Annotated in this window: 14 protein-coding genes; 11 read left to right on the top strand and 3 right to left on the bottom strand. The window is 38.8% G+C overall.

Annotated elements, in window-relative coordinates; genetic code table 11:
* Positions 1 to 9 precede the first annotated feature (9 nt).
* The gene (gene yyaC / locus MHZ95_RS11390) at positions 10 to 618 is read right to left on the bottom strand and encodes a spore protease YyaC (RefSeq protein WP_239390751.1); all 609 of its coding nucleotides are present in this window, start codon (positions 616 to 618) and stop codon (positions 10 to 12) included.
* Positions 619 to 964: 346 nt separating this feature from the next.
* The gene (locus tag MHZ95_RS11385; RefSeq protein ID WP_239390750.1) at positions 965 to 1,474 is read right to left on the bottom strand and encodes a ferritin; all 510 of its coding nucleotides are present in this window, start codon (positions 1,472 to 1,474) and stop codon (positions 965 to 967) included.
* A 291-nt stretch (positions 1,475 to 1,765) separates the two neighbouring features.
* Here MHZ95_RS11385 and MHZ95_RS11380 point away from each other — a divergent pair, with 291 nt between their 5' ends.
* The 7 genes from MHZ95_RS11380 to MHZ95_RS11350 all read left to right on the top strand — a co-directional run bounded on the left by MHZ95_RS11380 (position 1,766) and on the right by MHZ95_RS11350 (position 8,766).
* Complete coding sequence (locus MHZ95_RS11380) at positions 1,766 to 3,394, top strand: sensor domain-containing diguanylate cyclase (protein ID WP_239390749.1); 1,629 nt, start codon at positions 1,766 to 1,768, stop codon at positions 3,392 to 3,394.
* A gap of 44 nt (positions 3,395 to 3,438) precedes the next feature.
* The gene (locus MHZ95_RS11375) at positions 3,439 to 4,215 is read left to right on the top strand and encodes an NRDE family protein (RefSeq protein ID WP_239390748.1); all 777 of its coding nucleotides are present in this window, start codon (positions 3,439 to 3,441) and stop codon (positions 4,213 to 4,215) included.
* A gap of 101 nt (positions 4,216 to 4,316) precedes the next feature.
* Positions 4,317 to 4,829, top strand: a complete 513-nt coding sequence (locus tag MHZ95_RS11370) for a ferritin family protein (protein WP_239390747.1) — start codon at positions 4,317 to 4,319, stop codon at positions 4,827 to 4,829.
* Positions 4,829 to 5,146 (top strand): spore coat protein, encoded by a 318-nt coding sequence (locus MHZ95_RS11365; protein WP_239390746.1) that lies wholly within the window; start codon positions 4,829 to 4,831, stop codon positions 5,144 to 5,146. Before MHZ95_RS11370 ends, MHZ95_RS11365 begins: the two co-directional genes overlap by 1 nt.
* 123 nt (positions 5,147 to 5,269) lie before the next feature.
* The gene (locus tag MHZ95_RS11360; protein ID WP_370643014.1) at positions 5,270 to 6,706 is read left to right on the top strand and encodes a DEAD/DEAH box helicase; all 1,437 of its coding nucleotides are present in this window, start codon (positions 5,270 to 5,272) and stop codon (positions 6,704 to 6,706) included.
* Between the two features lie 53 nt (positions 6,707 to 6,759).
* A complete protein-coding gene (locus MHZ95_RS11355; protein ID WP_239390860.1) occupies positions 6,760 to 7,689 on the top strand; it encodes an AEC family transporter in 930 nt (309 codons plus the stop codon).
* A 312-nt stretch (positions 7,690 to 8,001) separates the two neighbouring features.
* Positions 8,002 to 8,766 carry an arylamine N-acetyltransferase family protein gene (locus MHZ95_RS11350; RefSeq protein ID WP_239390744.1) on the top strand — a complete coding sequence of 255 codons (765 nt, stop codon included), beginning with the start codon at positions 8,002 to 8,004 and terminating at the stop codon, positions 8,764 to 8,766.
* 393 nt (positions 8,767 to 9,159) lie between these two features.
* On the opposite strand, the gene MHZ95_RS11345 is transcribed toward MHZ95_RS11350, so the two are convergent.
* Entirely contained in the window at positions 9,160 to 9,804 is a 645-nt protein-coding gene (locus MHZ95_RS11345; protein WP_239390743.1) for a Crp/Fnr family transcriptional regulator, read from the bottom strand.
* A 307-nt stretch (positions 9,805 to 10,111) separates the two neighbouring features.
* Here MHZ95_RS11345 and MHZ95_RS11340 point away from each other — a divergent pair, with 307 nt between their 5' ends.
* The 4 genes from MHZ95_RS11340 to MHZ95_RS11325 all read left to right on the top strand — a co-directional run bounded on the left by MHZ95_RS11340 (position 10,112) and on the right by MHZ95_RS11325 (position 14,338).
* Positions 10,112 to 10,714 (top strand): Crp/Fnr family transcriptional regulator, encoded by a 603-nt coding sequence (locus MHZ95_RS11340; protein ID WP_239390742.1) that lies wholly within the window; start codon positions 10,112 to 10,114, stop codon positions 10,712 to 10,714.
* A gap of 1,043 nt (positions 10,715 to 11,757) precedes the next feature.
* Positions 11,758 to 13,002, top strand: a complete 1,245-nt coding sequence (locus tag MHZ95_RS11335; RefSeq protein WP_239390741.1) for an acyl-CoA dehydrogenase family protein — start codon at positions 11,758 to 11,760, stop codon at positions 13,000 to 13,002.
* A gap of 160 nt (positions 13,003 to 13,162) precedes the next feature.
* Positions 13,163 to 13,954 (top strand): SDR family NAD(P)-dependent oxidoreductase, encoded by a 792-nt coding sequence (locus MHZ95_RS11330; protein WP_239390740.1) that lies wholly within the window; start codon positions 13,163 to 13,165, stop codon positions 13,952 to 13,954.
* An 81-nt stretch (positions 13,955 to 14,035) separates the two neighbouring features.
* Positions 14,036 to 14,338 (top strand): hypothetical protein, encoded by a 303-nt coding sequence (locus MHZ95_RS11325; protein ID WP_239390739.1) that lies wholly within the window; start codon positions 14,036 to 14,038, stop codon positions 14,336 to 14,338.
* Positions 14,339 to 14,372 lie beyond the last annotated feature (34 nt).

Here is a 14,372-nt window from a genome sequence, read left to right as displayed (position 1 = left end):
GATGAATCATTATGGATTTATCGTCATTTTTGTCGTTGCGCCGTGTTTAACAGCATTTAAAATGACGGTGGATGCGATCTTCGAAAGATTCATGACCGTATCCAATCGTGTATGATTGAGAGAACTCGCGGGGAAATGGGGATCCAAATAATTCACAACCCCTTTCAAATGATAAATTCCGACTTCCGGTAACGGGTTATGGATGGCATATCCAGGAATAAGCGGTCCATCTTTTAATAAAATTGAACCGATTTCATGATGTTCTCCTAAGCAAGCATCTAAACTGATGATGGCGGGGTGTGAAAAGCGCCGATGGATTTCTTTGAGAACCGAGTTCAAATTCAATGCATGGACGGGTTCTGCGATGGTACCAAAGACAGGATAGGGACATTGATTCTCCATTAGGGTAGTGCCTACTAAAGGACCGAACGCATCTCCTGTAGATCGGTCTGTTCCGATACATAAAAAAACCAGTTCTTTTTCAAACGGTTGACATAATGTCTCAAGGATCATGGACATTTGATCCATATCTTCTTTTGTCGATGATGTTAGGGAATAGCGATAATACAATTTACTTGTCCTCGTTGGCACTAATTTATTTCTTCTGAATGGAAACATCCAATAACCCCCTTTGCAAAAAGATACAGTTATTCCTTACTTCTACACAAATAGTCGGAATCCTTTTAATTTTAAGTGGTGTTTTTATACTGGAAATGATAAAAAAGCAAAATCGACCTTTTTATAGAGTCGATTTTGCTTTTTTATTTTGCTGTGTATGAAGAAAAATATTATATCCAATCAATTAAACAACGCCCGTGTGAAAGGAAACAATATAATAAAAAAGTAGACAATGTCACTGCGATAGGAAACAACGCAATTAGAAAACTAGCCGACGTTTTCCCCTCAGGTGCAACTTCTTTTATTGTCAACAATTCAATTACTCCACTCCTGATACAAGTGCAAATCACTCGCCAGCTTCTGCCGAAAACTTACGTTGACCAAGTTCTTTTTCATAAATGAACAACGCATTCTTATCTTCACCGATTCGCTTCAAATATTCGATATGGGTATCGAAGGAAGCTTCCTCTTCCACTTGCTCGTCCAAGAACCATCTCAAGAAGGAAATCGTGGCATGCTCTTTCTCTTCCCAAGCCAAATCCGTTAGTTCGTAGAAGCTTCTTGTCACATTTTTTTCTTGGTGCAAGGCGGACTCGAATGTATCCAAAATCGATTCGAAATCAATTTTAGGTTGACTCGTAGCAGAAAATTTAGCATGGATTCCACGGTCATTCAAATAGTTGTAAATTTTCATCCCATGAAATCGTTCTTCTTCTGCTTGTTGCAAATAGAAATTGGCGAAGCCGCTGTAGCTATTGTGTTCACAGTAGGCAGCCATTGCCATATACGATTGGGCCGCTTCAAACTCGTTATTCATCTGACGATTGAGTGCATCTGCTAAATGTGGACTGATCATCGGATCGACTCCTTATCATTGAAATAGTTAGCTTTCCTCCATCATAGCGCAATTCACCTTTGCAATCACGTAATTTGTCCACCTATATGAAAAAATGTCCAATTATGTCGAAATTCATTGTGAAAATTAAAAGGATATATGAAATAAAAGACAGTTCCTATATGACGAAGCGGTAGGGGCTGTTTTTGAACCTACATAAAATTATAGATTTCGACATGTCATTTTAGACGGATTATGAATCTATATGGTAAAATAGTAGGACTAATCAGATTTCGGTGAGGTGTAAGATAGATGCATGGAACTCATGATAGTACGCTCATCCTATTATCTTTTATCATTGCATTTCTGGCATCATTTAGTGGATTGGATACGGTACGAAGGGTATTTCTTTCGGCAGGGAGACGTAAGCTATTCTGGCTCACTGGTGGGTCGCTCGCCATGGGGCTTGGGATATGGGCGATGCATTTTATAGCAATGCTTGCATTTCAATTACCCGTTCTGATTCACTATGACTTTTATCTAGTGAGCTTGTCCGTCATCATCGCAATTGCCGCCTCTTTCTGGTGTCTTTCCTTGATCAGTCTTTCGGAAGCGAATCTTGTAAGATTATTTACAGGAGGCATTATTCTCGGAATCGGCATCAGCGGCATGCATTTAGTTGGAATGGCTGCGATAAAAGAACTATTCATTCATTATCAAATGCTACCTTTGACGTTTTCAATTAGCTTTTCGATCGTCGTATCGAGCATTGCCCTTTTACTTGCGTTCCGATCTAGTGAAAGTGGAAAACGTATAAGGAACAGTGCGAAAGTCATTTCGAGTGTTGTTATGGCTATGGCGATCGTCGGTACTCATTATACGGCGATGACAGCGACAACATTTACCGGTTACCGGCCATTCCAAGTAGGAGCATATATGCTCAATTCACAAACGATAGTCATACCGGTTACAATCGGTGCGCTCATCATTCTCGGTGTTTTTCTTGTCATATCATTTATATCGGATCAAAAATGGGAAGATGAAATTACCTTTAAAGGAGCGATTCTTGAATCGGTTTTGGATTGCGTCATCATTATTGATCAATATGGAGAAATTATGGAGTGTAATCCGGCTGTGAAAACGGTATTCGGTTATGCTAGAGAAGAGATGATCGGTCAGCAACTGGAAAAGACATTATTGCTACCATCATCCATGAAAAATGGAGAGCAGACTTTTACCTTCAAGGCGATTGAAGGAAAGATGATTTGTGATGAACGTCTGGAAGTCACAGGTGTTAGGCAAGATCGCAGTACAATTCCGCTCGAGTTGACTGTCACTAAAATTAAAAAAGCAGGTTCGTCATTATACACGATTTATGCCCGGGATATTACGCCTCTCAAGCAGACTGAAGAAAACATTCGGCAGTTAGCTTATCATGATACACTCACCGGTTTACCGAATCGTCGTTTTTTCGAGGAATCACTTCGCAGGTCTTTAGAGGAAGCAAAGAAGGGGCATGCTGAAGTGGCCGTTCTATTTTTAGACTTGGATCATTTTAAAAAAATCAACGATTCCATGGGTCATTCCATCGGAGATCTGCTACTGAAAAGTGTTGCAGAAAGGTTAAAACAATGTCTCGATCAGAAGCATTTCGTTGCAAGAAATGGAGGGGATGAGTTTACCATCATCCTTAATAACACATCCGAACAAAAAGCGGAGAACATTGTGAAGCAAGTCATCGACTGCATCACATCCCCGTTCCATCTGGAGGGGCAGACGATCGAGATTACGACCAGTATAGGTGTGGCGCTGTTTCCGAAAGATGCGTCTGACGAGGAGACACTGGTCAAGTATGCAGATATGGCCATGTACGAAACGAAAAAGCGTGGGAAAAATAATTATACGTTTTATCATCATTCTGCAGGCTCCTCGTCGTCATGATGTGACCCTGCCCATGTATAATAGAAGAAAAAGGGGAATGCGAAATGTGTTTGATCACTTTTCATTATCATGAACATCCGAATTATCCGTTAATCGTCGTTGCGAATCGGGATGAGTTTTATGAACGTCCGACAGCACAAGCGCATTTTTGGGAAGACAACCCAGCCATTTTAGCAGGACGAGATTTATCACGGCTGGGCACTTGGCTTGGAATCACGAAGACCGGTCGTTTTGCCGCACTGACAAATTATCGGGAACCGGGAGAAGAGAGCATCAATAAAAAATCTCGCGGAGATATCATTCGCAATTTCTTGGCGGCTGATGGAACGACAATAGAATTTATGGAAATGCTGGAAAAAGCGAAAGACCAATACGCAGGCTTTAATCTTATTGCGGGCCGCTTGGGGGAATTAGTTTATTTTTCAAATCGACACGATGGGATAATCGGAATTCCAGCAGGAACGCATGGTTTAAGCAATCATTTGCTCAATACACCATGGCCTAAAGTGGTGAAAGGAAAGACGCGATTGCGTAAATATGTAGTACAACAAGAAGAATTGGAGACGGACTCACTTTTTGAGGTGCTTTCTGATGAAACGCCGGTGCCGGATGAAGAGCTACCGGACACAGGCATCGGACTTGAGCTGGAGCGGCAATTGTCTTCGCAATTTATCAAACTGCCGTATTATGGGACGCGTTCCTCCACTGTATTGCTCATCGATTCGAATCAATCTGTTACTTTTGTGGAGCGTACATACGTGAAGGGAAATCAGATAGATGAACGGAAGTTCCAGTTTCAAGTAATGGAACAAATTTGTTGAACAGGTTATGTTTCAGTTTTAGCAGGAAAAATCAAACGCTCCTGTATAGGTTTGACTAATGGCTTCATACTAAACGTAAACCGTGGAAGGAGCCAAAAATAGTGGAGCAACAAGATGATCTGCAACAACAAATTCAACAATTACAACAGCTGCAACAACTCAAGCAGTTGCAACTACAATTGGAGCAAATGGAATCTCAATTAAAACAAAACCGGGAACAGCAACAACAAGAGAAAAAGCCCGAGCAATCTGAGCAACCGCCTGAACAATCTTCGGAAAAACCACCGGAAAAACCGCCTGAACAATCGTCGGAACAACAAACAACTTCATCCGGCGAGGCGGATTCGGAAAGTCAATCGGAACCACCAGCATCGCAAAGTGTCCCACATGAAAAATTCCTGTATGCACTCCCTAAAGTTGTATCTGTAAGAGATGCCGCTTTTTTACAGGATATCCTTCGTTCGAATTTGCATGCAGTGAAACAATTTCGACAAGCTGCACAAAATTGTCAACTTCCCGATATAAAAAGTCAAATCGAAGAAGCGGGCAAAATGCATTTGAAACACGTAGATAGCCTGATTGCTTTTATTGATGAAGCGGGAGGGAAAGGCTAATGGCATCGAACAAAAAAATTGAGAATCCGAAAACCGAGCTTTCGAAAAAGGCGGCCATCACCGATTATGATATGATCCATATGGCCCGTGCAACTGAAAAAATGATTTGCAACTCCTATTTGCAGGCGATGGAAAATGTTAGCCATGAACAGTTATTTTCTCTCTATACCGTTATGTTGAAGGAGAGTTATCAACAACAACGGAAGTTATTCGATTTACAATTTCAACATGGATGGTGTTCTTTCACCCAAGTCGATGAGCAGGAACTCAAGTCGATGAAAGAACAATTTGCAAATGAGAAAAAATCCTTGAAATGAAAAGAGCCTGGTTCCTTTCTTAGGAATTGGGCTTTTAACGTTAGAGTAAAAATTCAATTTTCAATAAAAGGATAGATGCAGTGATTCATGCGATAATAAGGGAAGAATGTGAGGTTGAAAATGATGAAATTCGAACAATATCAATTGAGTCAAGAAATACTAAAGGCGTTGGAGGGGCTTGGCTATACTTCGCCGACAGACGTACAGGAACAAGTGATTCCTGTCGCCTTAAATCGCCAAGACTTGGTCGTCCGATCGCAAACAGGAAGCGGAAAAACAGCGGCCTTTGGGATACCGATTTGCCAACTGGTGAAGTGGGAAGAAAATAAGCCACAGGCGCTCATTTTAACACCGACTCGTGAATTAGCGGACCAAGTCAAACAGGATATGCAAAATATTGGTCGTTTTAAGCGCGTTAAAGCCGCAGCCGTCTATGGAAAGCATCCTTTTGCTTATCAAAAAGAAGAATTAAAACAAAAATGTCATATTGTCGTCGGTACACCGGGGCGTGTATTGGACCATATTGAACGTGGTACACTCGTGCTCGATCAGATTAACTATCTCGTATTGGATGAAGCGGATGAAATGCTCAATATGGGCTTCATCGAGCAGGTGGAAGCAATTATCCATCGTTTGCCTGAAAAGCGGATGACAATGCTTTTTTCAGCAACGCTACCAGAAAATATCGAAAAACTATCCCAACAGTATATGAAGGAACCGACACGGATTGAAATAGCTTCCACCGTCACATTGACCGATCGAATTGAACATTCTCTTTTCATCGTGAAAGAACAGCAGAAATTCGAGTTGCTACGCGATGTGACGGTCGTTGAAAATCCTGACAGCTGCATTATTTTTTGCAGAACAAAAGAACAAGTGGATCGCGTGACAGAACAGCTGGAAAACTTATTTTACACATGCGATCAATTGCACGGCGGCATGTCGCAGGAAGTCCGCTTCGATGTAATGGATGCTTTCAAGCGTGGCGAGTTTCGCTACTTGGTGGCAACCGATGTCGCGGCACGCGGCATTGATATCGACAGCATTTCACATGTCATTAACTATGACCTCCCTTTGGAGAAAGAAAGCTATGTCCATCGGGTTGGAAGAACGGGACGAGCTGGCAAGAGAGGCAAAGCGATTTCATTCGTCACCCCATTTGAAGATAAGTTCTTGGCGGATATCGAAGCCGCAATCGGTTTTAAAATCCAACACCGGAATGCACCTTCACAACAATCGGTCAATGAAGCAAAAGCTGCGTTCATTGAGAAAATGGAAATGCGGCCTAAGTTGAAAAAGGATAAAAGTGTTGAGTTAAACCGGAATATATTGAAACTCTATTTCAATGGAGGAAAAAAGAAAAAACTAAGAGCGCTGGACTTTGTCGGTACGATTACAAGCATTCCAGGTGTAACTGGTGAAGATATCGGTATCATTAAAATTCAGGATACGGAGACGTTTATCGATATTTTAAATGGTAAAGGGGAGCTTGTGCTGAAAGAAATGAAATCGAAAACGGTAAAAGGGAAACAGTTGAAGGTGCATAAAGCAAAGAGATAAGTTGCACAACTGCCCAAAGATAGCAGATTTTGCATGGCCAGGGGGAGAGTATCATCACATTTTTAGGACTCATTTTTTTACAAATCATTACGCCAATTTTAATTCTGATCGTAATTGGGGGAGCTTTGCAAAGGAAATTCGCGTTCAATTTGAGGGCGATTTCCAATTTGATTACCTATTGTTTAATGCCGGCTGCTGTTTTTATCAATGTGTACAAGACGGAAATTGAAATGCAAGTGTTGATGCAAATCATCGGCTATTTGATCGTCTTTTCTTTGGGTTTAATGGTCATGGCTTCGCTCGTCTGTAAACTACTGAATTTGGAAAAAGGGGATGCCACTGTTTTTAAAAATGGCTTTTCGTTAATGAACTCTGGGAATTACGGGATTCCCGTCAGTCAGCTTATCTTCCATGCGAATCCATTAGGCATCTCCATCCAAATCATTGTAATGATCTTTCAAAACGTGTTGACGTATACATATGGTTTATATAATTTGATCGCTGCAACGAAATCGGGATTGGAAATTCTTCGGGAGTTGCTAAGGTTACCCATCATCCACGCACTCATCCTAGGTAGCTTGTTAAATGGGTTCAATGTCCCTATTCCTTCATTCATCTGGCTACCGATTGAACATCTTTCCGATGCCTTTTTAGCGATTGCCCTTCTATTATTAGGTGCACAATTGGCGCAAATCCAATTGAAGGCGATGATCAATAAAATGGTCATCCTCACGAGCTTTGGGAGATTGATTATCGGTCCGGCAGTATCCTTGCTTTTCATCTATCTATTTGGCTTGGATGGCGTAGTGGCACAGTCCCTCTTTATCGCCAGTTCCTTTCCCACGTCCAGAAATAGTTCAACACTGGCCTTGGAATATGATGTCAAACCGGATTTAGCTGCCCAAACGGTGTTATTTACAACCATCTTAAGCAGTTTGACCGTGACGGTGGTTGTCTATGTGTCTACGGTACTCTTTTTATAAGATTGAGAAGGGATTAGGAACGGGAATAAAGAACAAGAGCAGAACCAACTTACGACTGGTTCTGCTCTTTTTTACAAATGGGTATTAGCTATCGATAGATAGAAGAAAACATTATTTTATCATCGGAATTCAGTTTATATATGTAGCAGTAGTGATTGAATGTAAGTATGATACTTTATCCATTCAGTATTGTGAAATATGCTTATGAAAAGAGAAAGTGTTATTTGATAGAATTAGAACATATTGTGAGTCAGGTAAAGTAGGCACTGTATTTTCAGGGTTAGATTTTATAACGATTAGTAGGTGATAAATATGGACATTAGAAAATATTTAGAGCGTATTCAAGCCGTGCAGGAAAATGAATTAACGATTGAGTATTTAACCCATCTACAAAAGAGTCATGTTCTTAATGTGCATTTTGAGAATCTAGATATCATCAATAAAAAACCCCTTTCCTTAGCTAAAGAAGATATCTATCAAAAAATCGTGCTCGCACAACGCGGCGGGGTTTGTTATGAGTTGAATGGATTATTTTATCATTTGTTAATGGATCTCGGATTTAAACCTTATCTGATGGCGGGGACCGTTTATATTGGTGATGGCGTATGGGCGATGGAAAATGCACACTTATTCTTAATTGTACCCGTAGATAAAAAGGATTATCTTGTGGATGTAGGGTTTGGCGGTAAATGTCCTAGAATACCAGTACCTATGAGTGGGCAAGAAGTGATCGATTCTGACGGGAAGTACAGAGTGAAAAAAGACGAAGAGAAAAAGTGTTTCTATTTGCAAAAAGAAGGCGTTGAGGGCTGGGAAATCTTGTATCGATTTGAAACACCCTTGCATAAATGGACGTTCGATCATGTAAATTCAGTGTGCGTACTTACGGAGACGTCTGTCCAATCCAAGTTCAATAAGAAATACTTTTTTTCTAGGGTGATGGAAGAGGGACGAATCACCTTGCTAGGAGATGCATTAATTATTGTTAAAGGAAGGGAAACAATAAAAGAAAAACTAGCACCCCATGAGATTGTTGAAAAAGCACATCAGCATTTTCAAATAAGTATCCCTATGTAAAATCTCTTACTCTTTGAGGTCAATTTTGTACCATGGTTACTAATAATTCAACAGAATTCCTTGCAAATTATTGATATATTATTAATAAAAGTCTTTTAGGTCAATCGAAATTTGGCAAATGGTAAGGGGTATTACGCTTAGAATGGAAGTTTTTTTATAGACAGTAAACATAGTGAAAGGGACTTTGACAAGGCGAGTATCAAAGGTAGCAATAGAATTCCGAATCCGTTTAGGAAAAAACAAACCCTTGAAATGAGAGAGCAGTAAATCTAACGATTATGATTTGATTCAATCAAATTATAAAAACTACTTATTATATTCATTCATAAACTACTTCTAGAGCTAACCGAAGTGAGGATTGACCTACACTTTCGTTAGCTCTAGAAAAAATGTCTAGGAAATTGGATGGTGAATTGCACCTTCAAAAATGCTTTTAAGCTTATTCACATCCAATAAATGTAGATTGCCTTTGTGATGTTCAATCAATCCTTCATCTTTCCACTCATTTAGTATCTTATACACGGTAATTCGTGACGTGCCTATAAATCTAGCAAGGGCGACCTGGTTAATCGATAGAGAAGGCTCATTTTCCTGTTTGTAAAGCTTATATAAAAAATGGGCAAGTCGATATTCGGCAGGGGCATTTAAAATGGTCGTGGCATCTGCCAATAATCGGATTTTATTAATTAAAGAGTCCATAAAGATGTTTGCAGCTTCAGGTATTTCCCCGCACAGTCGATCGAATTCTAGTTTCGAAAAAAAGTAAAGTGTAGACGGTACTGTAATAGTAGCCGTTGTAAAATAGGGACCATTATTAAAACCTTGTTCACCTAGTAAATTCCCGGGTGTTACGTAATCGATATCTCTTTCGCTTCCCTCCTTGGATAATAAGCTGATTTTTACAATTCCTTTTTTAAGGTAGTAAAATCCGTTTCCGATTTCACCTTGATGATACAAGAAAGTCTTTTTTTTGAAAATCATTTGTTTTCCATACCCTTTTGCTATGAAAGTTTCCCATGCATGATTTGTGTCATCCATTTCCTATCACCTCTACAATAAATTAGTAAACAATTCGTATAGATGTAATTTAAGCAATTAACTATCAGAGCACTTTTCAACATTTTATTTGATAATATTGATAATTTCAATAGCAGGAATTAGAATAACGTACTATTATGTTAACAGAGAATGTCTATAATCTAATTGCTTAAAATCAGAGCAGCTTAAAACATTGGAGGAGTATACTGAAATGGATTTAAAATAGTCGTAATATTCAAACTGAAATAACGTTGAAAAAATGTTTTGATTTCTTATAATGAAATATAAAAATGGTAGGAGGATTTCCATGGCACAGTTTAATGTAAAAGAGGCTAGAAGAATATTTGTGAAAAAGAATACAGTCATCTATGAGCAAGGACAAATGGGAGATGGTTTCTACTTATTGTTTGACGGTAAAATAAAAATCAGTATGAAAGTTTTTGATGAAAGAGAAAGGATTCTTGAGATTCAAGATTGTGGCCAAATATTTGGAGAACATTCTATGGGAAAAAAAACGTATATAAATTCGGCGGTAGCTTTGGAGAATTCTGTTATCTATTCTTTCACGGATCGACAATTTCAAGATCTTGTTATGGGCGATGAAGAAATCCGTTCTCTATTTTATAATTCAATGATCGACAAATTAAAACTGCTCGGAGGTATTATTCAACATAAATCTCTTTCTGTAGAAGAGCAATTGGCAAATTCTATTTTGGAAATAAGTCGCAAATACAATAGTTGTGAAATCCCTCTTAATCAGCAGCAATTATCCAACTATACAGGATTGACTCGGATTACTGTTTACAAGATCATGAAGATTTGGATGGAAAAAAAGCTTATATCAAAGACAAAGGGTGGATTTTTTATCCAATGTCGAGAAACCTTACAGAAATATGTAAGCGCTCTCTAATATAATGGTGTTCTTTATGTAATTTAACATTTTTTAAAATTACCTAAATGACAAGTTGACTTAACAGAAGTGCATGCCTTTATAGCTATTGGGTTGAGTAAAAAATGACTCGAAATCAGAGTAAGTCTATTATCTCCTATTGATTTGAGAATCTCAGATAGAGGTTACTGCAATTCAGAGCAACGCTTTTGTCGAGAGTTTAAGACTTTGGAAGAAAGTGTTATCTTCATTCAGCAGAAGACTCCCACCTCTGTAGGTGGAGAGATGAATGCGGTTTTGGTTTCCTGTTCAGCGGGTGTTCAAACGCCCGCTGAACGAAGATAAAGCCTCCGGCGGATGTCACAGATTTTGAAAGGAGTTAATCGAGCAAGCTCGATTCAAAATCTGGACGCAATTACGCCGAGGCGTAATTGATAAATCTTATGGTGAGTCTGTCGGTGGAAAAATAATTTACTCAATAATTATTAAAATAGTATTGACTATAACAAAGGTGGCATGTCGTTTAATGTTAAGCGGTATGTCGCTTTTTTGTTTATATTACTAGCTATCCGTTCGATCAGTACATAATTCCAATCCATAGACTTTGAAAAATCTTAACAAAAAATATCAGTAGCCGTATTTTGTAAGCTTAATTTTAGACTGAACTTTTTGTAAAAGTTTTTATGGTAATATTTCGAGATGTCGAATTTATAGTTAGAAAAATTAGAATAGGTGGAAATGTGAAAAATATGTTAATGGGTTAATAGTTTATATAGGCGATTACAATTAGAATTTATCTATACTTAAAACATTTACAGGAGGTGATTGTAAATAAGCGTTCAGACAATATTGTAAGGTGAATGCCAACAGTTTAATGTAACGCTTAAGATTATATCTCATCATGATCTACTGTTTCATTAAAGTGGGACCATTCTACAAGTATTATTGAAAACGCTTTCAACGATATTCAATATTAATTTGTTGTTGAGAAAGATATGCTTCAAAAGTTGAAAGATAACTTTAATCTTGACTTGTAGCTAATTTAAAAATAAGGAGGAGTAATGATGAATATTGAACTGAATGCAGAGCAACAGAGAGTGGTTAGTATTGGTAAGGAGTTGGCACAAGATTTTGCCACGAGAGCAGCCGAACATGATCGGGATCGTTCAGCTCCAGAAGAGAACTATGAAAAATTAAAAGAGTCTGGCCTGTTTGGTATTGCCATTCCGAAAGAGTATGGCGGTCTAGGCGTCGGATTTTTGGGATACTCAGCTTTTATAATTGAACTTGCACAGGGATGTGCTTCTACAGCGAACTCATACAATATGCATGCGAATGCAACTGGATCCATTATGCAACACCCTGATATTCCTACAAGTACAAAGAAGAAGATTGCAAAACTGGCTATTGAAGATGGCAAGCTAATGTGTACATCCGTATCTGAACCGAACTCATCGAGTCTATTGGCAAGCGCGTATACACCATCATTAGAAGCCAGAAAAGTAGAAGGGGGTTATACACTTCATGGAAAGAAAGCATTTTGCTCGATGGTTGAATCAAGTGATTACGTTTTCTTATATGCACACCCAGAGGGAGATCCGAATCTACAAGCGAGCATCGGCTTTTTAGTACCCATTGATAAAGGAAAGGCAGAGGGTGTAACGATTCATGACGTTTGGGATATGCATGGGATGAGAGCAACCAGAAGTAATACAGTTGAATATGATGGTACCTTCGTTCCTGACGAATTGATGCTCCATCAAACAGATGAGTTTTTGAACGATTTCATTATTAGAGGTGCAAATTGGTCATTTGGTGGTTTTGCCGCTGTTTACTTAGGGATCGGTGTAGGAATTTTGAATTTTGCTTCTGATTTCCTAACTAGTCGCTTGGCGAAGGGATACGCACAGCCTCAAGCATATCACCCTGATATTAGACGCAGAATTGGAAATATAGCCTCGGAATTACATGCAGCAGAGTTAGCGATGAAATATGCGGCGTGGCATAGTGACACACACGGAGCAGGAATTGAAACATTTTATGCATTTATCCGCGCGAAAAACACAATTGGACAAGCTGTAGCCAATACTGCAAAATCAGCAACCATCGCATGTGGAGCATCTGGTCTAATGAAGAAAGTACCGTTAGAAAGAATGATAAGAGATGCAGCTACAGCACCAATCATGCCACCCAACGTGGATGCAGCAGCTGATCAAGCTGGATTATTGACGATGGGACTTAATCCGGCGGATGTACTTCCACCGTTAAAGTCTACAGAAACCTTAGTTGCACCTGCAGTTCTTATTTAAATACAGTAAGAAGCAATAGGGATATGTGATTAATAACATCAGTGAAAAGGTAAGGTGAGCAAAAAAGCAAAATTGATTAATTGTCTAACGAAATACTAGCAGAAAAAGTACGTTAATTTCCCTTGGATTAATTTAAAAAAATTGATATGGAGTGAACAGATTGACTAACGATGCGTACAAACGTTTAGTAGGTAAGGTTGCTATTATTACTGGAGCGGGTAGCGGAATTGGAAAAGCAACAGCAAAGAATTTTGCAGAACAAGGTGCTTTGCTCGTTTTAAATGACTTACATGGAAATCGCTTAGAAAATTTGCTGGAAGAAATTAGGGATAGAGAGAATCATATTATTATTGCAGGTGATATCTCTAAAGAAGAAACCGTAAATCAACTAATTACCGCAGCTATCAAACAACATGGGAAAATTGATATTCTTGTTAATAATGCGGGCATCCATTATATCGAAGATATTGAAGATGTAACGCCAGATGATTTTGATCGCTGCGTTTCAATTAACTTGAAAAGCATGTATTTATGTGCAAGAGCAGTAATTCCCCATATGGTGAAACAAAAGAAAGGATCAATTATTAATCTCGGTTCTATTTCCTCGTTTGTTGGACAGGAAATGATGGGTAAAAGCACCTTCTTATACAATATTACAAAAGCAGGTGCTGTTCAAATGGCGAAATCGCTTGCGACACGGTATGCAAAAGAAGGTATTCGAGCAAATGCTGTTTGTCCAGGTGCGACGAAAACGGATCAAATTACGGAAGAGCATACGCAAGGTGCTTTGAGTCTGGAAGAATTTTGGGCTGGAGCTGCTAATGCTCAACCGATGGGAAGAGCAGGAGACCCATCAGAAATTGCGAATGCCATTTTATTCCTGGCTTCGGATGAATCATCCTTTGTTACAGGAGCTTCCTTAAATGTAGATGGAGGATATTTGGCACAATAAAGATAATGATTGTTAGCAGGAGGGAGAGTCGTAATCAAAAGAGAAGCGGTCTTCCTTCCTTTTCACTTTGGAGGGATTTTATTGAGTAAAATTAAAGTTTTCATAGAATACAAGGTCATACCTGAAAAAAGGAAACAGTATTTGAAGCTTGCAGAAAAGATTACAGACCAGTACAAAGACTTCCAGATACAAAATTTTTCGGTATATGAGGGAATTGAACAACCCAACTTGTTTGTAGAAGACTTTGTTATTACAAACTATGAATTTTTTAATCGACTGAAAAATTTTCGTTTAGAAGAGCAGATACCATTCTGGCAAGATTTGCATTCATGTATTTACGGTTCTGTTTCAAAGTTGAATATTTTTGCTTTTGAAGAAATTTAACTTAATTAAAAAAATCTAGGTTTATGGGGTGGCT

Origin of the sequence: Sporosarcina sp. ACRSM (assembly GCF_022346545.1) — a bacterium.
Taxonomy (GTDB): Bacteria; Bacillota; Bacilli; order Bacillales_A; family Planococcaceae; genus Sporosarcina.
Note: the sequence above shows the minus strand (reverse complement) of the source record. Positions and strands in the feature narration are given on the sequence as shown.